Raw genomic sequence first — 18,630 nt, 5'->3', positions numbered from 1 at the left:
TAATAACGGGTGGCGATCCTTCACACCCCCCTCTGTCCTGCCGGACATCTCCCCCGCAAGGGGGGAGATCGGTTGTTGTCTCTGCTTTCGCCAATCTCCGACGTTGCAGGAAGAGCGCTGCCGATGAAGCGGCCAATCTCCCCCCTTGCGGGGGAGATGTCCGGCAGGACAGAGGGGGGGTGCTCAAGTGCTGTCCTCGCCTCTGTCGGATCGACGGAAACGTCGAATTATGGGCTACACGATTCCCCCTGAACCGCCGGCGACCGCCGGCCGTTCGGCCGCGACTTTCGCCCGGTAGCCCGCCGCACGATACGCAGCGACCGGGTCGATGGCGCCACCCGCCTTCAGCCGCGCCATGGCGAGGATCGGCTCGACATCGGTGCGGTAGGCGGCTTTCAGCGTCTGCGTCGCCATCAGCGCGTCGTTCAAGTCCTGAAAACCTTCCAGCGCCTTGCGGTCGACGAGCAGCGCCTGCGCATAGGCGCGCTGCACCTCGACCGCCGACAGCATCAGGCTTTCGATCGGATCGGTGACGTTGTGGCTCTGGTCGAGCATGTGGGCGGGGTCGAAACCCTCGGCGCCGGAAAGTTCGGCATCGACCAGTTCGTTGAAGACGAGGAACAGCCGGTAGGGGTCGATCGAACCGGCATCGAGATCGTCGTCGCCATATTTCGAGTCGTTGAAGTGGAAGCCGCCAAGCTTCTTGAACTGGATCAGCCGCGAGACGATCATCTCGATGTTGACGTTGGGGGCATGGTGGCCGAGGTCGACCAGACAGAACGCCTTGTCGCCCAACTCCTGCGCGATCATGTAGTTGGTGCCCCAGTCCTGCACGACGGTGGAGTAGAAGGCCGGCTCGTACATCTTGTGCTCGGAAAACAGCTTCCAGTCGGCGGGCAGTCCGGCATAGATCTCCTTCATGGCGTCGAGATAGCGCTCGAACGCCCTGGCGAAATTGATCTGGCCGGGAAAGTTCGAACCGTCGCCGATCCACACCGTCAGCGCCTTGGAGCCGAGCGTCTTGCCGATCTCGATACATTCGAGATTGTGCTCGACCGCTTGCCGGCGCGTGCCGGCATCGGCATGCGACAGCGAGCCGAATTTGTAGGAAAGCGCTTGGTCCTTTGCATCGGAAAAAGTGTTGGAATTCATGGCGTCGAAGCCGAGGCCAAAGCGCGAAGCCGCCTGCTTCAGCCGGTTCGGGTCGGCCTTGTCCCACGGAATATGCAGGGAGACGGTCGGCGTCGCCTGCGTCAATTGCTGGATGACGGCGCAATCCTCGATCTTGTCGAAGATGTCGCGCGGCTCGCCGGCGCCGGGAAAGCGGGCAAAGCGCGTGCCGCCGGTGCCGACACCCCAGGACGGGATCGCCACCGCGAATTTCTCGACCTTGTCGCGGATGGCGTCGATGGCGATGCCGCGACGGTCGAGGCGTTCGCCGAGCGAGGCGTAGTCGCGTTCGAGGTCGGCCTTGCGCGCGGCGTTGTCCTTGTCGACGAGGTCGGCGGAGATGATGTGTTCCATCGTCCCCTCCGCTCAGCGCGTGAACGACTGGGCGTTGCCCGCGTCGACATTGATGATGTTGCCGGTCGACTTGGCCGACATGTCGGAGGCGAAGAAATAGATCGCCTCTGCGATGTCTTCCGGGAAGACCGAGCGCTTCAGCATCGAACGCGAGCGGTAGTGCTCCTCCAGATCGTCGGTCGACATCTTGTAGGCGGCGGCGCGCTGTTCCTTCCACTCGCCGGTCCAGATCTTCGAGCCGCGAAGCACCGCGTCCGGGTTGACGACATTGACCCTGATCTGCGCCTCCGCGCCCTCCAGCGCCAGACAGCGGGCGAGATGGATCTCGGCGGCCTTGGCGGTGCAATAGGCGGCAGCGTTGGGCGATGCGGCAAGGCCGTTCTTGGAGGCGACGAAGACGACGTTGCCGCCAATCTTCTGCGCGCGGAACAGCCGGAACGCTTCCCGCGAGACCAGGAAATAACCGGTCGACAATATGTCCATGTTCTTGTTCCACAGCGCCAGCGTCGTCTCCTCGATCGGCGCCGAGGAGGCCAGCCCTGCGTTCGACACCAGAATGTCGATGCCGCCGAACTCGACCGCCGTCTCGGCAAAGCCCGAAATGACCTGATCCTCCGAGGTGACGTTGATCAACACCGGGCGGACGAAATCCTTGCCGTAGACTTTCGCCAGTTCGTCATTGGCGCCGGCCAGCGCTGTCTCGTCGATATCGGCCAGCACGACGCAGGCGCCTTCGCGCAGCAGGCGGTTGGCCGTGGCGCGGCCGATGCCGCCGGCGCCGCCGGTGACCAGCGCGATCTGGCCGGCAAGCGACTTCGGCTTCGGCATGCGCTGCAGCTTCAGGTCCTCGAGCAACCAGTATTCGATGTCGAAGGCTTCCTGTGCGGGCAGCCCGACATAGGACGAGACGGTGGAGGCGCCGCGCATGACGTTGATGGCGTTGACATAGAATTCGCCCGAAATGCGCGCCGTCGCCTTGTCGCCGGCGAAGGTGAACATGCCGACGCCGGGCATCAGGTAGACCACGGCATTGGGATCGCGGATGGCGGGCGAATCCGGATGCTTGCAGCCCTCGTAATAGGCCTGGTAGCCGACGCGATAGGCTGCGATGTCGTCGGCAAGCCGCGCAATCACCGCATCGACATCGGGCTTGGCCGGATCGAATTCGATGACCAGGGGGCGGATCTTGGTGCGCAGGAAATGGTCGGGGCACGACGTGCCGAGTGCCGCCAGCGGGCGCAGATCCCTGGAATTCACAAATTCGAGCACGGCGGCGGAATCATCGAAATGGCCTGTTTTGTGGCTCTTTTCCGAGATCAGGCCGCGAATCCTCGGCATCAGTTTGGCCGCGATGGCACGGCGCTCGGTGGCGTCGAGTGCCTTGACCTCCTCACCGCCGAAGATAGCGACACCCTCGGAGCGGCGCTCGAACCATTCGATCGCCTGGTTGATCACCGAGATCGTCGTCTCGTAGCATTCCCGGGGAGTGTCGCCCCATGTGAACAGGCCGTGGCTTTCGAGGATGACGCCCTTGGCATCGGGGTGTTCGAGGCAGAATTTCTCCAGCCAAAGACCAAGCTCGAACCCGGGACGCTTCCACGGCAGCCAGCCGATGGCGTCGCCGAAGATTTCTTTCGTCAGCGCCTTCGAATCCTTGGCGGCGGCAATGGCGATGATGGCATCGGGATGCATGTGGTCGACAAAAGGCTTCGGCACGTAGGCATGCAACGGCGTGTCGATAGAGGCCGCGCGCGGATTGAGGTTGAAGGTGCAGTGGGGCAGGAAGCCGACCATTTCATCTTCGTGCTCGACGCCGCGATAGAGGCCTTTGAGCGCGCGCAGCTTGTCCATGTAGAGCGTGGCAAAGCCGTCCAGCTTGATCGAGGCGCTGTCGCCGCCCGAGCCCTTGACCCAAAGCACTTCGACATCCTCGCCGGTGAGCGGGTCTCTCTGCCATATCTTCGAGGAGGTGTTGCCGCCGCCATAGTTGGTGACGCGCTTGTCGGAACCAAGTGTGTTCGAGCGGTAGACCAGAAGTTCCGGCCCGCTCATAGCGTGAGCCTTGGCTTCGTCCCACAGATTGGCGAGGCGCGCGCCGGTGCGCTTGTCGAGCATAAGAAATCCTCCCGAAGGCACGCAAAAGGCGCGGCCATTTGGTTCGAATTTCCACGGAAGCAGCCGGCTTGTCAATCACAAACGATCAAGATCGATCATATTGCACTGCACAATGAAATTATATGATCGGAAATGATTGACACTGCGCGTTTTGGGTGCCTAGATGCTCTGGCAGGGAGGAACCATGCACGAAAAAGAGCGCCATAGGATCATTCTGTCCGCCGTCCAGGAAAAGCCTGTTGTGACGGTGCAAGAGATGGTCGACCTGACGGAGTCCTCCGAGGCGACGATCCGGCGCGATATCGCGGCTCTCCACGTCCAGAAGCGCCTGCGCCGCGTCCGCGGCGGCGCCGAGGCAATCTCGCCGCCGCAGTTCATCGGGCTGGCCGGCCGGCCCTTTTCCGTCAACGAAACCATCAACGCCTCGCAGAAGCGGGCGATTGCGCGTGAAGCGGTCGAGCTGTGCAAGGACGGCGAACCGATCATCATCAATGGCGGCACCACCACCTTCCAGATGGTGCATTTCCTGACCGGCCGCCGCATGCCGATCTTCACCAATTCGTTCCCGATCGCCGAGCACCTGCTCAAGCACTCCAAGAACACGGTGATGCTGTCGGGCGGCACCATCTATCGCGAGCAGAACATCATCCTGTCTCCCTTCGACAATGACGTGACGCGCAATTTCTATGCGCGCCGCATGTTCATGGGCGCGCAGGGGCTGGGGCCGCTTGGCCTGATGGAAGGCGATCCGCTTTTGATCCAGGCGGAGCAGAAGCTGATCGACCAGGCCGACGAGTTGGTGGTGCTGGTCGATTCCTCAAAATTCCGCAAACGCTCCAGCCTGATCCTGTGCGGCCTGTCGCGCATCGCCACCGTCATCACCGATGACGGCATCGAGGATCGCGAAGCCAAGATGCTGGAAACCGCCGGCGTGACGCTGATCGTCGCCCGCACATCCGCAACCAACAAGGAAGAATCTTCACTGCAGGCCTGAGGCCAACTCGCGCTCGCAGCGGCGATGGAATGCAACGCTCAAGGGAGGAAATTCGATGAGCTTCTTGAAGAAATTGATGGTGACGGCTGCATTCTCAGCCGCCATGTTCGTGAATGCCGCCTATGCCGAGAACGTCAAGATCGCGTTGGTGGTGAAGTCGCTCGGCAACGGCTTCTTCGATGCCGCCAACAAGGGCGCCGAAGAGGCGGCCAAGGAACTCGGCGATGTCGACATCATCTACACCGGCCCGACCAAGGCGACCGCCGAAGCGCAGATCGAAGTGGTCAATTCGCTGATCGCGCAGAAGGTCAACGCCATCGCCATTTCGGCCAATGACGCCGACGCGCTGGTACCGGTGCTGAAGAAGGCCATGGAACGCGGCATCACCGTCATCTCCTGGGATTCGGGCGTCGCCAAGGAAGGCCGCCAGCTTCACCTCAACCCGTCCGACACCGGCCTGATCGGCGAGACCATCATCAAGCTTGCCGCCGATTACCTGCCGGAAGGCGGCGAAGTCGCCATCCTGTCGGCCTCCTCGACCGCGACCAACCAGAACGCCTGGATCGATGCGGCCAAGAAGATCCTGCCGGAGAAGTTCCCCAAGATCAAACTTGTCGCCACCGTCTATGGCGATGACGATTCGGCCAAGAGCACTGATGAGGCCAAGGGCCTGTTGAAGTCCTATCCGAACCTCAAGGCGATCATAGCGCCGACCACCGTCGGCGTCGTTGCCGCCGCCCAGGTCGTCACCGATGAGAACTTGATCGGCAAGGTCAATGTCACCGGCCTGGCGCTGCCGTCCGAGTTCAAGAAGTTTATCGACAACGGTTCCAGCCAGGCGGTTGCGCTGTGGAATCCGATCGACCTCGGCTACTCGGCCGTCTACCTCGCCCATGATCTGGCGGTGAAGAAGGAAGAGGCGAAGCCCGGCGCCACGCTGTCGATCGGCCGCGTCGGCAAGGTCACGCTCGACGACACCAACTCGGCTGCGATGGCTCCGCCGTTCCAGTTCGACAAGTCGAACATCGAGAAGTTCTCCAAGATTTATTGATCTGGAGCGCTCTCAAGCTGTCGCGGCGGAGCTCACGTCCCGCCGCGACTTTAAACGGACCTTGTTTCAGGGCTTGATACGACTATGGACACGACAGCCCAACCCGGCACGGTGAAGGAGCAGCCTCTAGCCTCGGCTCCACGCCTGACGCTGTCCGGCATCTCCAAGAGCTTTCCCGGCGTGCGCGCGCTGCACAATGTCAGCCTGTCGCTCTACCCCGGCCAGGTGACGGCGCTGATCGGCGAAAACGGCGCCGGCAAGTCGACGCTGGTCAAGATCATGACCGGCATCTACCAGCCCGACGAGGGTACCATCAGCATCGACGGCCAGGCAGTCACCCTGCCCAGCGCGCATGCCGCCGTCGGCTATGGCGTTACTGCCATCCATCAGGAAACCGTGCTGTTCGACGATTTGACGGTCGCCGAAAACATCTTTCTCGGCCACGCGCCGCGCACGCGTTTGCGCACCATCGACTGGCGCACGATGCGCAAAAATGCGCGCGAAGTGCTCGACACCATGCATGCCGGCCATATCGACGCCGATGCGCGCCTGAAGGACCTCGGCATCGCCAACAAGCATCTGGTCGCCGTCGCGCGCGCCATGTCGATCGACGCGCAGATCGTCATCATGGACGAGCCGACCGCCGCGCTTTCGATGAAGGAGATCGAGGAGCTCTTTTTGCTGATCGAGTTCCTCAAGAGCGACGGCAAGGCGATCCTGTTCATCAGCCACAAGTTCGACGAGATCTACCGTATCGCCGACCGCTACACGGTGTTCCGCGATGGCGAGATGGTCGGCGAAGGCCTGATCAAGGATGCCGGCCAGAGCCAGATCGTGCGCCTGATGGTTGGCCGCGCGGTCGATCACATCTTCCCGCAGCGCAAGGCCGAGATCGGCGCGCCGGTGCTCTCCGTTTCCGGCCTGTCGCATCCGACCGAATTCAACGATATCGGCTTCGAATTGCACAAGGGCGAGATCCTCGGCTTCTACGGCCTGGTCGGCGCCGGCCGCAGCGAGGTGATGCAGGCGATATCTGGCATCACCCGCACATCAGCCGGCACGATCACGCTGGAAGGCAAGACGCTCGCGCCGAAATCGGCTGCGGATTCGATCGATGCCGGCATCGTCTACGTGCCGGAGGAACGCGGCAAGCAAGGCGTGGTGATCGGCCTGCCGATCTTCCAGAACGTCTCGCTGCCTTCGCTCAAGCGCACATCCAAGTCAGGCCTGCTGCGGCTGTCGGAGGAGTTTTCGCTCGCCCGCTCCTACACCGAGCGGCTCGACCTCAGGGCCTCCTCGCTCAGCCAGGACGTCGGCACGCTGTCGGGCGGCAACCAGCAGAAGATCGTCATCGCCAAATGGCTGGCGACGTCGCCCAAGGTGATCATCCTCGACGAGCCGACCAAGGGCATCGACATCGGCTCGAAGGCCGCCGTGCACGGCTTCATGGCCGAGTTGGTGGCGCAAGGCCTGTCGGTGATCATGGTGTCATCCGAACTGCCCGAAATCCTCGGCATGTCCGACCGCGTCGTCGTCATGCGTGAAGGCCTTGTCGCGGCGGTCTACGACAACAAGGGGCTGGACGCCGAGACGCTGGTCAGGACGGCAGCGGGGATCGCGGCATGAGAGCTTTCTTGAAATACCGTGAAATCTGGCTGCTCGCGGCCATCGTCGTGCTGATCGGGCTGATCTCGACGCGCTTCCCGGCCTTTGCCGACCCCGGCAATCTGCGCCAGGTGTTCAACGACACCTCGATCCTGATGATCCTAGCGCTGGGCCAGATGGTGGTCATCCTGACCCGGTCGATCGATCTGTCGATGGCGTCCAATCTCTGCTTCACCGGCATGGTGGTGGCGATGCTGAACGCCGCGCATCCGGCAATCCCCATCCCGCTGCTGATCGTCATTGCGCTGGCCGTCGGCCTGGTGCTCGGCGCCATCAACGGCCTTTTGGTCTGGCGGCTGAACATCCCCTCGATCGTGGTGACTTTGGGCACGCTGACCATCTATCGCGGCGCCACCTTCGTGCTGTCCGGCGGTGCCTGGGTCAATGCCGACAAGATGAGCCCGGAATTCATCGGCTTTCAGCGCGCAGCCTTCATCGGCATTCCGGTGCTGTCGTGGATCGCCATCCTGGTCATCGCGCTGTTCTTCGTTTTGATGACGCGCACCGCGCTCGGCCGCTCGATCTACGCCATCGGGGTCAACCCGACGGCTTCCGTCTATGCCGGCATCGATGTCGGCCGCACGAAATTCATCGTCTTCTGCATCTCCGGCATGATCGGCGGCCTGTCAGGCTATCTCTGGATCTCGCGCTATGTGATTGCGTCGGTCGAGGTCGCCAACGGCTATGAGCTCAACATCATCGCCGCCTGCGTCATCGGCGGCATTTCCATCGCCGGCGGCATCGGTTCGGTCGGCGGCGCGGTGCTCGGTGCGCTGTTCCTCGGCATCATCTCCAACGCGCTGCCGGTCATCAACATCTCGCCCTTCTGGCAGATGGCGATTTCGGGCAGCGCCATCATTCTGGCCGTCGTGCTCAACGCGCGCGGCGAACGCCAGCAAGGCCGCATCATCCTGAGAAAGGTGGAGGCGGGGACATGACCGACATCCCTGCCCCGCGCCACATTCCCGACCGGCTCGACAAGCCGCTTCGTTCGGCGATCTTTTCCTGGGAAGCGCTGCTGGTCGTCGTGGCCGTCGCCATCTTCGCCATCAACAGCTTCGCCTCGCCCTATTTCCTCGATCCCTACTCGCTGTCCGATCTGACCTTCAATTTCACCGAGAAGGGCCTGATCGCCTTCGCCATGGCGTTGCTGATCATTTCGGGCGAGATCGACCTGTCGGTGGCCGCCATCATCGCGCTGGCGTCGACCATGATGGGCATGGCGGTGCAGGCCGGCGCCGGCACGCCGGTGCTGGTGGCGATCGGCATCGTCGTCGGGCTCGGCTGCGGCGCCTTCAACGGTCTGCTGGTGACAAGGCTCGGCCTGCCCTCCATCGTCGTCACCATCGGCACGATGAGCCTGTTTCGCGGCATCGCCTTCATCATCCTCGGCGACCAGGCCTACAAGGGCTATCCCTCAAACTTCGCCTTCTTCGGCCAGGGCTATGTCTGGTGGGTGGTGTCGTTCGAACTGGTGCTCTTCCTGATCGCGGCCGTCGTCTACTGGTTCCTTCTGCACCGCACGAGTTTCGGCCGCCGCGTCTTCGCCATCGGCAACAATCCGGTCGCTGCGCAATTTTCCGGCGTGCGCGTCGGCCGCACCAAGTTCATCCTGTTCTGCCTGACCGGGCTGATGTCGGGCATCGCCTCGGTGCTGATCACCTCCCGCCTCGGCTCGACACGGCCGTCGATCGCGCAAGGCTACGAGCTGGAAGTCATCACCATGGTGGTGCTCGGCGGCGTCAGCATCCTCGGTGGCGCCGGCAGCATTCTTGGCGTCGTGCTTGCAGCCTTCATCATGGGACTGGTGACCTTCGGGCTTGGCCTGCTCAACGTGCCCGGCATCGTCATGTCGATCTTCATCGGCCTGCTGCTGATCATCGTCATTGCCTTGCCGATCGTCTGGCGGCGACTCCGCGGAGGGCGTTGATGGCCGAAAAATACGCATTCAAGATGAAGCTCAAGCCCGGCATGAAGGCCGAGTACAAGAAGCGCCATGACGAAATCTGGCCGTCGCTGCTCGCGCTGCTGAAGCAGGCCGGCGTCTCCGACTATTCCATTCATCTCGATGAGGAGACCAATATCCTGTTCGGTGTGCTGTGGCGGCGAGACGACCACGGCATGGACGAATTGCCCAGGCATTCGGTGATGCAGCGCTGGTGGGCTGAAATGGCCGACATCATGGAAACCAGACCGGACAACGAGCCGGTGGCCGTGCCGCTGGAAACAATGTTCCACATGGCATGAGTGCTATGCGCCACATCGCCGTCATCGACATCGGCAAGACCAACGCCAAGGTGGCGCTGGTCGACCTCGCGACGTTGAGCGAGGTGGCGCTGCGCCGAATGGCCAATGTGCCGGTGCGACAGGCGCCCTACCCGCACCACGATGTCGAGGCCTTGTGGGCATTCATCCTCGAAAGCCTTGCCGGCCTCAACCACGAACAGCGCATCGACGCCATTTCGATCACCACCCACGGCGCGACCGGCGTGCTGGTCGACGCGGCGGGTGAACTGGTGCTGCCTGTGCTCGACTATGAGTTCGATGGCCCTGACAGGCTGGCAGCGGATTATGAAGCGATCCGCCCGCTCTTTTCCGAGACCGGCACGCCGCGCCTGCCGCTCGGCCTCAATCTCGGTGCGCAATTCTTCTGGCAGCAGAAAAGCTTCCCGGCCGAATTCGCCAGGGCCGCCGCGATGCTGATGTACCCGCAATACTGGGCGTTGCGCCTGACCGGCATCGCCGCCAACGAAGTTACCTCGCTCGGCTGCCACACCGACCTGTGGAACCCATGGACGGCGGATTTTTCATCGTTGGTCGACAGCCTGGACTGGCGGAGCCTGATGGCGCCGGTGCGGCCGGCCAGGGATCGTCTCGGCCCGATCCTGCCCACTGTTGCGGCGCGAACCGGACTCGATCCGCAAACACCGGTGTTCTGCGGCCTGCATGATTCCAACGCCTCGCTGCTGCCGCATCTGCTGTCCGACAAACCACCTTTCTCCGTCGTCTCGACCGGCACCTGGGTGGTGTCGATGGCGGTCGGCGGCAAACAGATTGCGCTGGATGCCACGCGCGACACGCTGGTCAATGTCAACGCACTCGGCAATCCCGTTCCCTCTGCGCGCTTCATGGGCGGCCGCGAGTTTTCCGTGCTGACCAAGGACCAGCCGGAGCAGTGGACTGAAGATGATGTCGGCGCCGTGTTGGGGCGAAAGATGCTGCTGCTGCCGTCGACCCAGCAAGGCTCGGGCCCATTCCCGCACCATGTCGCAATATGGCTTGATGCCGAGGGCCTGAACAGCGGCCAGCGCTTTGCCGCCATCTCGTTCTATCTGGCGTTGATGACGGCGACCTGCCTCGACTTGATCGGCGCGGACGGTCCGACCACGGTCGAAGGCCCCTTTGCCCGTAACCGGCTCTTTGTCGGCATGCTGGCGGCAGCCACGGCGCGCGCCGTGGTTGCGTCCGAGGCCGCCACCGGCACCAGCATCGGCGCGGCGCTGCTGGCATCCGATCAGCCGGCGACGCACGGCAAGGGCGAAAGAATAGAACCGCCTGTAGACCCGGCCTGGGTTGATTATGCCAGCGCATGGCGCGCGGCAGTGGACGTGCAGGGCTGATCAAAGAATCCGCTTGCCGAAAGCCGACATGACGAAGTTGACCGCGTCGGTGCCGATCCGCGGCTCCAGATCCGCCGTCAGGCCCGACACATCCATCGACAGTAGCCCGCCGGAGAGTGCGATCGCCTCCATCGCCTGATGCGTCTCGCGCACGGTCAGCCCGCCGGAGCCCGCAGCCCAGCCGGCGAATTCGGTCGCGGTCGGCGAATAGCTGACGTGAAAGCCTTGCGTACCAGAGGTGGCGATGCGTATCGCCTCATGCATCAGGTCGCGCATGCCCATGGCGTCAATATCGGTCATGGTGAATGCCGACACGCGCGAATCCTTCAGCACCCGCGCTTCGGCCGGATCGGCGTGACGCAAGCCGACGATGACGACATTTTCCGGCGACAGCTGCGGCTGCAGCGCACCCGCCTTGTGGTCGAGGCCGAGAGTACGCGCCAGCACCGAGCCTTCCGGCAGGTCGATGCCGTCCTCGTCCTCGGGCATCAGGGCGGCGATCGAATCGATCCAGATCAGGCCGAAAGAATGTGTCGCGCGCGCCGTCGCGGTCAGCGCCTTGTGGGCGATGCGCCGGTCTGCGCCTGCGATGAGCCGGACCAGCCCCGATGGCGGCCTCTCGACATCGGCGAGTTCCACGACGTCGAAGTTCATCGCTTCCAGCCGGGCGCCGGTGCCTTCCCGGGCCAGGATGCCGGCAGCTCCCTGCCCGGCCGTGATCTGCACCATCTTGCGACCGGAAAAATCCTCGACGTCGTGCATCGGGGCCTTCTCGACATATTCCGAAGTCATTGCCAAAAGCATGGCGCCATAGCTCATGCGGAAGGCGACGCGGTCGCCGACGGAGGGCCTCGGATCGGCATCGGCGACGTCGAGCAGCAGATGATCGCTGGAGGCGCCCAGCACCCGTATCCCCTTGGCGATCGGCGTCAGCCCCTCGACCAGCACGTCCTCGCGGCCGATATTGGCGATGGCGCGCAGCCTGTCGCCCTCGTCGGGGAAGACCGGCTGGTTGCCGAAGGCGTCATAGCCGGATTGGCCGATCGGCCGTGACGGCTTGAGCTTGACCTCGATGATGTCGCTGGTCAGCCGGCAGGCATCGGGTTCGAGCTCCGCCCACGGCGTGTCGCGGAAGGTCTCGACGCCGCCTTGCAGGATCGCCTCGCCGACCCGCAGATTGTTGATGCCGGCCGGCAGTCTGCCTTCGAGCAGCAGCGGCAGCGACGACGAGGCACCGCCGGAGATCACGTCGAGGCTTCTGCCGGACAGGCGCTCGGTCTTGTAGGCATGGGCGACGAGTTGGCCGAGATTTTCCGGCGTCGGCATGATGGCGCCGAAACAGCCGAGATTGGTGCCGATGCCGGCAATGCGAACGCCCTTGAACTGCAGTATCTGCTCGACCGTCGGAATAAGGTCATTTGGCCAGATGCCTTCGCGCAGATCGCCGAGATCGATCATCAGCATGATGTCGTGGACACGGCCCATGCGCTCGGCGATGCGCGAAATCTCGCGGATGGTGGCGAGTTCCGACTGCAGGCTGATGTCGACGGTGCGTACCACCTCCTCAACCCGCGCCATCGGCGGGCTGCGCAACAGCATGATCGGCGCGTTGATGCCGCTGTCGCGCAGCCGGCGGATGTTCTCGAAGCGCGATTCGGCGATGCCGGCGACACCGCCGCGCAGCATGGCGCGCGCCACTTGCGGCATGCCGCAAGTGCCCTTGGTGACGCCGAATACTTTTATGCCCGACAGCGCGCAACGCTCGACGATCGTGCGCGCATTGCGCTCGATGCGGCCAAGGTCGATGGCGACTTGCGGCCCCGACATTTCTAGCCTCCGTAAACCAGCCCTTGCGGGTCGATCTCCGGCTTGCGGCCGGCAACGAGATCGGCAAGGAATTTGCCGGAGCCGCAGGCCATGGTCCAGCCGACATGGCCGTGGCCGGTGTCGAGATAGAGGTTCTTGTAGCGCGCCTGGCCGATGACCGGCACCGAGTTGGGCATCATCGGCCGCAGGCCCGCCCAGAACACAGCCTTCTTCTCGTCGAAGGCACCCGGGAAAAGATCCTTGCCGGTGCTGATGATCGTCTTGAAATCGGCGGGCTTGAAAGTTCGATCGAAGCCGGTGAATTCAGCCGTCGAGGACATCCGCAAGCGGTTGCCCAGCCGGGAATAGCCGATCAGCCGGTCCTCGTCGGCGCCGCCCATGGTCGGTCCCTTGCTTTCGTCCTCCAAGGGAATCGTCGCGGTATAGCCTTTTACCGGATAGACAGGCAGGTCGATGCCGTAGCGGCGCCCGAGCAGGCCGCTCTCCGGTCCCATCGAGATGACCACGGCATCGCCAGCGACCGGGCCGGCCGACGTCATCACCGCGCGCACATGATCGCCCTCGATGTCGAGGCCTTCGACTGTCGTTGCGAACAGGAATTTGACGCCGAGCTTCTCGGCAGCATAGGCGGCCAGCCTGTCGACAAACTGCTTGGAATCTCCGGTCTGGTCGGTTGGCGAATAGACGCCACCGGCAATCTTGTCCTTGACGCCGGCAAGGCCTGGTTCCAGCTCGACCAGCCGGTCGCGGCCGACGATTTCGATCGGCAGGCCGTGCTTGGCAAGATAACGGTAATTGTCGGTACCGGTGTCGAGGCTCTTTTGCGAGCGGAAGAAATAGAGGATGCCCTTCTTGCGCTCGTCGTAGTGGATGCCGGTGGCTTCCGAAAGCGCATTGATGCAGTCGCGCGAATAGAGCGCGAGCCTGAGCTTGATGTCGGTGTTGGCGCGCAGGCGCGCCACCGTGCACTGGCGCAGGAAACGCAGGCTCCAGGCGAGGAAATAGGGATCGAGGCGCAGCCTGACCTTGATGCCGAGATCATGGTTGTAGAGCCCGCGCAGGAAGGTCTTCAAAGCCGCCGGCGAGGCCCAGGCGGTGGCGTCACCCGGTGACACCAGGCCGGCATTGGACTGGCTGGTGCCTTGTGCCGCCGCCGGATGGCGCTCGATCACTGTCACCTCATGGCCGTCGCTGGCCAGATAATAGGCGGCCGCCGTACCGACGACACCGGCCCCGAGCACCGTTATTTTCATGCCATCCCCCAAGATCTCCTCGCGGCGCGGCGCCTCCGCGCCTTGCCGCGAATGCCTTCAATAGCGCTTCACTGCCCGCCTTGCGAGCCCTTGGGAGAACCCGGCTCAGCCGCGCGCGGAGTTCTTGCCGGTCAGGATGCGCTCCCAGGCGAGCGCGTCGGCGACGATCTGGTCGAGATCGTCGCGTTGCGGGGTCCAGCCGAGCTCGGCGCGGGCGAGATCCGAATTGGCGACCACCGCCGCGGCGTCGCCAGGGCGACGGTCGCCCATCTTCACCTCGAAATCACGGCCAAAGGCGCGGCGCACGCTGTCGATGACCTCTAGCACCGAATAGCCATGGCTGTAGCCGCAATTGGCGACGAGGCTGGTGCCCCCGGCGCGCAGCCGCTGCAGGGCCAGGCGATGCGCCGCCGCCAGGTCGCTGACATGGATGTAGTCGCGCATGCAGGTGCCGTCCGGCGTCGGATAATCGGTGCCGAACACCTGCATGAACGGCCGCTTGCCAAGTGCCGTCTCGCAGGCAACCTTGATCAGATGAGTGGCGCCCGGCGTCGACTGGCCGGTGCGGCCCTTCGGGTCGGCGCCGGCGACGTTGAAGTAGCGCAGCGCGGTATAGCGCAGGCCATGCGCGATCGACGCGTCGCGCAGCATCCACTCACTCATCAGCTTGGACAGGCCATAGGGCGATTCCGGCGACAGGCGGGCGTCCTCGCGCACCGGCTCCAGGCCGGCTCCGCCATAGACGGCGGCGGTCGAGGAAAAGATGAAATTGGGCACGCCTTCGCGCACCGCGGTTTCGATCAGCGTGCGCGTCTTCGAGGTGTTGTTCTCATAGTAGCTGAGCGGGTCGGCAACCGATTCCGGAACCACGATCGAGCCGGCGAAATGAATGATCGCGTCGACCTTGTTCTCCCTGATGACCGAGCCGACCAATTCCCGGTCGGCGACATCGCCGACGACCAGCTTGGCCTCGGGCGCCACCGCCCATTCGAAACCGGTGGAAAGACGGTCGAGAACGACCACGCTTTCGCCGGCATCCAGCAGCTCCCAGACCATATGGCTGCCGATGTAACCGGCGCCGCCTGTAACCAAAACCGTCATCCGCGTCCTCGCTTATCCAAGATTTATCGGAAACTGTCTCAACCCCCGCTCTACTGGAAAGCCCGCCGCATGACCATTGGAACCCGTGGTAACCGGCATTGCCGGCCAGTGGCATCGTCCTGAAACAAAGTTGATCCACATCAAGGGAATAGGCCACGATCCGTGGTCGTTAGGAACAGGTCCGGGGCGTGGCATTTTGACCAAAAAGGCCAGGTGGACGACCAACAGGCCAATGATTATGATCCCGCGCAAAAATTGGGAAGTCGACATGAACTATCAGCGGTTCTTCGAGGAAGCGATCGACCAGCTCCATGCCGAGCGTCGCTACCGCGTTTTCGCCGACCTGGAGCGCATCGCGGGCAAGTTCCCGCGCGCCATCTGGCGTTCCAATGGCCGCGCCGAGGAAATCACCGTCTGGTGCTCCAACGACTATCTCGGCATGGGCCAGCATCCCGACGTCATCGCCGCTTTCCAGAACACGGCAGGCAAGATGGGTTCGGGCGCCGGCGGCACCCGGAACATTTCCGGCACCTCGAACCCGCTGGTCGAGCTCGAGGTGGAGCTTGCCGACCTGCACGACAAGGAAGCGGCACTGGTCTTCACCTCCGGTTTCGTCTCCAACGAAGCCTCGATCTCGACCATCGCGAAGCTTTTGCCCAACTGCCTGATCATCTCGGACGAATTGAACCACGCCTCGATGATCGAAGGCGTGCGGCGTTCCGGCGCCGAGAAGAAGATCTTCCGCCACAACGACGTGGCGCATCTGGAAAGCCTTTTGCAGGCGGCGGGGCGCGAACGCGCCAAGCTGATCGTCTTCGAAAGCGTCTATTCGATGGATGGCGACATCGCGCCGATCAGAGAGATCGTCGAGCTCGCCGAGCGCTACAACGCCATGACCTATATCGACGAGGTCCATGCCGTCGGCATGTACGGGCCGCGCGGCGGCGGCATCACCGAGCGCGAAGGCCTGGCCGACCGCATCGACATCATCGAAGGCACGCTGGCCAAGGCATTCGGCACGCTGGGCGGCTACATCACCGGCACCAGCGCCGTGATCGACGCCGTGCGTTCCTATGCGCCGGGCTTCATCTTCACCACGGCACTGCCGCCGGCGATCGCGGCCGCCGCGACCGCGTCGATCCGCCATCTCAAGCGCTCGCAGGCCGAGCGCGACGCCCAGCAGCAGCAGGCGAGCCGAACCAAGCAGATCCTGTCGGCCGCCGGCCTGCCGGTGATGGACTCGCCGACCCATATCGTGCCGGTCCTGGTCGGCGATCCCGAGGCCTGCAAGATGGCCAGCGACCGCCTGCTCGGCGTGCACGGCATCTACATCCAGCCGATCAACTACCCGACCGTGCCGCGCGGCACCGAGCGGCTGCGCATCACGCCGACGCCGTTCCATTCCGATGCGCTGATTGCCGAATTGCAGGATGCGCTGGTCGAGACCTGGGATGCGCTCGGCATCCCCTATGGCTCCGCCGGGCGGCCTTCGGTGGCCAAGAGCGACCGCATCATTCCCCTGCTGGTGCCCAAGTCGGGCGGCTGAAGCCGTTTGAAACTCGGCTCCGGCGGCTATCTGGCTCGCCGGAGCGATTTTCAATCCGCGCTTCGTCGGCGGCTCAAATAGCCTTCATCCAATTTGCCAGCCGGTGCGCCGCTTCCTCGATCTGGTCGAGGCGGCGGTGGAAACACAACCGCAAAAACGCCTCGCCGCCGGGGCCGAAAGCGGTGCCTGGCGCCAGGCCGACATTGGCCTTGTCGACAATGTCGAAGGCAGCGGTGCGTGAATCGGTGATGCCGTCGACAGTGAAAAACAGATAGAACGCGCCCTGCGGCACGGTGAACCGAGCACGATCCGTGGCACCGAGGATGCCGCAGACAAGGTCACGCGCCTTGCGCGCCCGCTCCACCTGTTCGGCAACGAAGGCATCGCCCCCGTCAAGCGCGGCGGCCGCGCCGCGCTGCATGAACTGGGCGACGCCGGAGTTCGAATACTGGATCAGGTTCTCGAACACCTGCTGCAAGCTCGGATGCGTCTTGATCCAGCCGACGCGCCAGCCGGTCATCGCCCAGTTCTTGGAGAAGGAGTTGACATAGAGGATGCGGTCTTCCGCCGACGCGATGTCGAGGAAGGACGGCGCGCGGCCGTGGCCATAGTGGAAAAGCGAATAGATCTCGTCCGCGATGATCCAGAGGTTTTTCGCGCGCGCCAGATCGAGGATGGCCTGCAAGGTCTCATGATCGGCGGTCCAGCCGGTCGGATTCGACGGCGTGTTGATGAACAGCGCCTTTGTGCGCGGCGTAATCGAAGCCGCGATCTTCTCGACGTCGCAGGACCAGCCATTGCCGGAATTATCGAGCGTGACCGCGACCGGAACGGCTCCCGCTATCGCTGCTGCAGCATCGAAATTCGGCCAGGCCGGCGACAGATAAACCACCTCGTCGCCCGCGCCGGCGAGCGCGTCGAGCGCCAGCTGGATGGCATGCATGCCGGAGCCGGTGACGATGAATTCTTCCTCCGGGAAGGTCTTGCCGAAATGCTTGGCATAGTAGCGGGAGAGCGCCTGCCTGAGATCGGGGATGCCCCTTTGCCAGGTGTAGAATGTCTCCCCGCCGGCCAGCGCCTTCGACGCGGCATCAGTGATGAAGGCCGGCGTCGGCAGGTCGCCCTCGCCGGCCCAGAGCGGAATCATGCCTTCGCGCAGGCGGCCGTAGTTGACGACGGCGACAATGCCGCTTTCGGGTGCCGCACGGGCCTCGGTGCGCAAGCTGTCGATCAGGGTCATGGGCGGGTCCGTTTTGGTCTGCGGTTTTCGTCTGCGGTCCTTACCAGATGCGAAAACAGAAAACCCCGGCCGCGAACGACCGGGGTTTTGGTCCAGCAAATGCTGCCCGTGGTCAGCGCCTGGCGAGCAGATCGCGAATTTCGGTGAGCAGAGCGACATCGGCGGGCGGCGGAGCGGCCGGAGCAGCGGGCTTCTCGCGCTCAAGCCGCCTGCGCATGTTGTTCACCGCCTTGACCATCAGGAAGATGATGAACGCGAGAATGAGGAAGTTCAGCGCCACGGTGATGAAGCTGCCATAGGCAAAGACCGCGCCCTGCTTCTTGGCATCGGCCAGCGAGGTCGCGTTGACGGCTGAGGACAATCCGAAGAAATAGTTGTTGAAGTCCAATCCGCCGAAAATCGCACCGACGATCGGCATGATGATGTCGTTGACAAGGGAATCGACGATCTTGCCGAAGGCCGCGCCGATGATGACGCCGACCGCAAGGTCCATCACATTGCCCTTGGAAATGAATTCCTGGAATTCTTTCAGCATTCGACCCTCCTTGTCGTGACTGGCCAAGCTGCCGTTTCCGTCCTTGCGGCATCGACCTGAGGCAACATAACAAAAACCTCCGGTTGCAACATCGATAAAAGGGAGAAAACAACCGCTTTCTTCTTACCTGACGGCACCTTGCTTGTACTGTCTGAATAT

15 protein-coding genes are annotated in these 18,630 nt (G+C 63.3%); 8 read left to right on the top strand and 7 right to left on the bottom strand.

Going from position 1 to position 18,630, the window contains the following annotated elements; genetic code table 11:
• Positions 1 to 234: 234 nt before the first annotated feature.
• Together rhaI and NKI66_RS20450 are read right to left on the bottom strand one after the other, a co-directional pair.
• A complete protein-coding gene (gene rhaI / locus NKI66_RS20455; RefSeq protein WP_023813911.1) occupies positions 235 to 1,524 on the bottom strand; it encodes an L-rhamnose catabolism isomerase in 1,290 nt (429 codons plus the stop codon).
• A gap of 12 nt (positions 1,525 to 1,536) precedes the next feature.
• Positions 1,537 to 3,639 carry a bifunctional rhamnulose-1-phosphate aldolase/short-chain dehydrogenase gene (locus tag NKI66_RS20450; RefSeq protein WP_023813910.1) on the bottom strand — a complete coding sequence of 701 codons (2,103 nt, stop codon included), beginning with the start codon at positions 3,637 to 3,639 and terminating at the stop codon, positions 1,537 to 1,539.
• 184 nt (positions 3,640 to 3,823) lie between these two features.
• On the opposite strand from NKI66_RS20450, the gene NKI66_RS20445 reads away from it, so the two are divergent.
• From NKI66_RS20445 to NKI66_RS20415, 7 genes are all read left to right on the top strand, one after another.
• Complete coding sequence (locus NKI66_RS20445; protein WP_023813909.1) at positions 3,824 to 4,633, top strand: DeoR/GlpR family DNA-binding transcription regulator; 810 nt, start codon at positions 3,824 to 3,826, stop codon at positions 4,631 to 4,633.
• 55 nt (positions 4,634 to 4,688) lie between these two features.
• Positions 4,689 to 5,684: a rhamnose ABC transporter substrate-binding protein gene (gene rhaS / locus NKI66_RS20440; RefSeq protein WP_023813908.1), complete on the top strand. Its 996-nt coding sequence runs from the start codon at positions 4,689 to 4,691 to the stop codon at positions 5,682 to 5,684.
• Positions 5,685 to 5,768: 84 nt separating this feature from the next.
• Positions 5,769 to 7,310 (top strand): sugar ABC transporter ATP-binding protein, encoded by a 1,542-nt coding sequence (locus tag NKI66_RS20435; RefSeq protein ID WP_352752757.1) that lies wholly within the window; start codon positions 5,769 to 5,771, stop codon positions 7,308 to 7,310.
• Entirely contained in the window at positions 7,307 to 8,287 is a 981-nt protein-coding gene (locus tag NKI66_RS20430; protein ID WP_023813906.1) for an ABC transporter permease, read from the top strand. The genes NKI66_RS20435 and NKI66_RS20430 overlap by 4 nt, the downstream gene beginning before the upstream one ends.
• Positions 8,284 to 9,279 (top strand): ABC transporter permease, encoded by a 996-nt coding sequence (locus NKI66_RS20425; protein WP_023813905.1) that lies wholly within the window; start codon positions 8,284 to 8,286, stop codon positions 9,277 to 9,279. Before NKI66_RS20430 ends, NKI66_RS20425 begins: the two co-directional genes overlap by 4 nt.
• Positions 9,279 to 9,596: an L-rhamnose mutarotase gene (rhaM, locus tag NKI66_RS20420; RefSeq protein WP_023813904.1), complete on the top strand. Its 318-nt coding sequence runs from the start codon at positions 9,279 to 9,281 to the stop codon at positions 9,594 to 9,596. Before NKI66_RS20425 ends, rhaM begins: the two co-directional genes overlap by 1 nt.
• The gene (locus tag NKI66_RS20415; RefSeq protein ID WP_352752754.1) at positions 9,593 to 10,969 is read left to right on the top strand and encodes an FGGY-family carbohydrate kinase; all 1,377 of its coding nucleotides are present in this window, start codon (positions 9,593 to 9,595) and stop codon (positions 10,967 to 10,969) included. The genes rhaM and NKI66_RS20415 overlap by 4 nt, the downstream gene beginning before the upstream one ends.
• Here NKI66_RS20415 and NKI66_RS20410 read toward each other — a convergent pair whose 3' ends face one another.
• The 3 genes from NKI66_RS20410 to galE form a co-directional block, all read right to left on the bottom strand.
• On the bottom strand, positions 10,970 to 12,796 hold the full coding sequence (locus NKI66_RS20410) for an alanine racemase (RefSeq protein WP_023813902.1): 1,827 nt from the start codon (positions 12,794 to 12,796) through the stop codon (positions 10,970 to 10,972).
• A 2-nt stretch (positions 12,797 to 12,798) separates the two neighbouring features.
• Positions 12,799 to 14,049, bottom strand: coding sequence for a D-amino acid dehydrogenase (locus NKI66_RS20405; protein WP_023813901.1), 1,251 nt, complete (start codon positions 14,047 to 14,049; stop codon positions 12,799 to 12,801).
• Between the two features lie 105 nt (positions 14,050 to 14,154).
• Complete coding sequence (gene galE, locus NKI66_RS20400; RefSeq protein WP_023813900.1) at positions 14,155 to 15,150, bottom strand: UDP-glucose 4-epimerase GalE; 996 nt, start codon at positions 15,148 to 15,150, stop codon at positions 14,155 to 14,157.
• A gap of 268 nt (positions 15,151 to 15,418) precedes the next feature.
• On the opposite strand from galE, the gene hemA reads away from it, so the two are divergent.
• A complete protein-coding gene (gene hemA, locus NKI66_RS20395) occupies positions 15,419 to 16,696 on the top strand; it encodes a 5-aminolevulinate synthase (protein WP_023813899.1) in 1,278 nt (425 codons plus the stop codon).
• A gap of 73 nt (positions 16,697 to 16,769) precedes the next feature.
• Here the strand turns inward: hemA and NKI66_RS20390 are convergent, their stop codons facing one another.
• Positions 16,770 to 17,936, bottom strand: a complete 1,167-nt coding sequence (locus NKI66_RS20390) for a pyridoxal phosphate-dependent aminotransferase (protein WP_023813898.1) — start codon at positions 17,934 to 17,936, stop codon at positions 16,770 to 16,772.
• A gap of 112 nt (positions 17,937 to 18,048) precedes the next feature.
• Positions 18,049 to 18,471: a large conductance mechanosensitive channel protein MscL gene (mscL, locus tag NKI66_RS20385; protein ID WP_023813897.1), complete on the bottom strand. Its 423-nt coding sequence runs from the start codon at positions 18,469 to 18,471 to the stop codon at positions 18,049 to 18,051.
• Between the last annotated feature and the right edge of the window lie 159 nt (positions 18,472 to 18,630).

The sequence above is a fragment of the Mesorhizobium sp. M0518 genome (genome assembly GCF_040321125.1).
In the GTDB taxonomy this organism is placed as follows: domain Bacteria; phylum Pseudomonadota; class Alphaproteobacteria; order Rhizobiales; family Rhizobiaceae; genus Mesorhizobium.
This window is presented reverse-complemented; position numbering and strand designations above follow the sequence as displayed.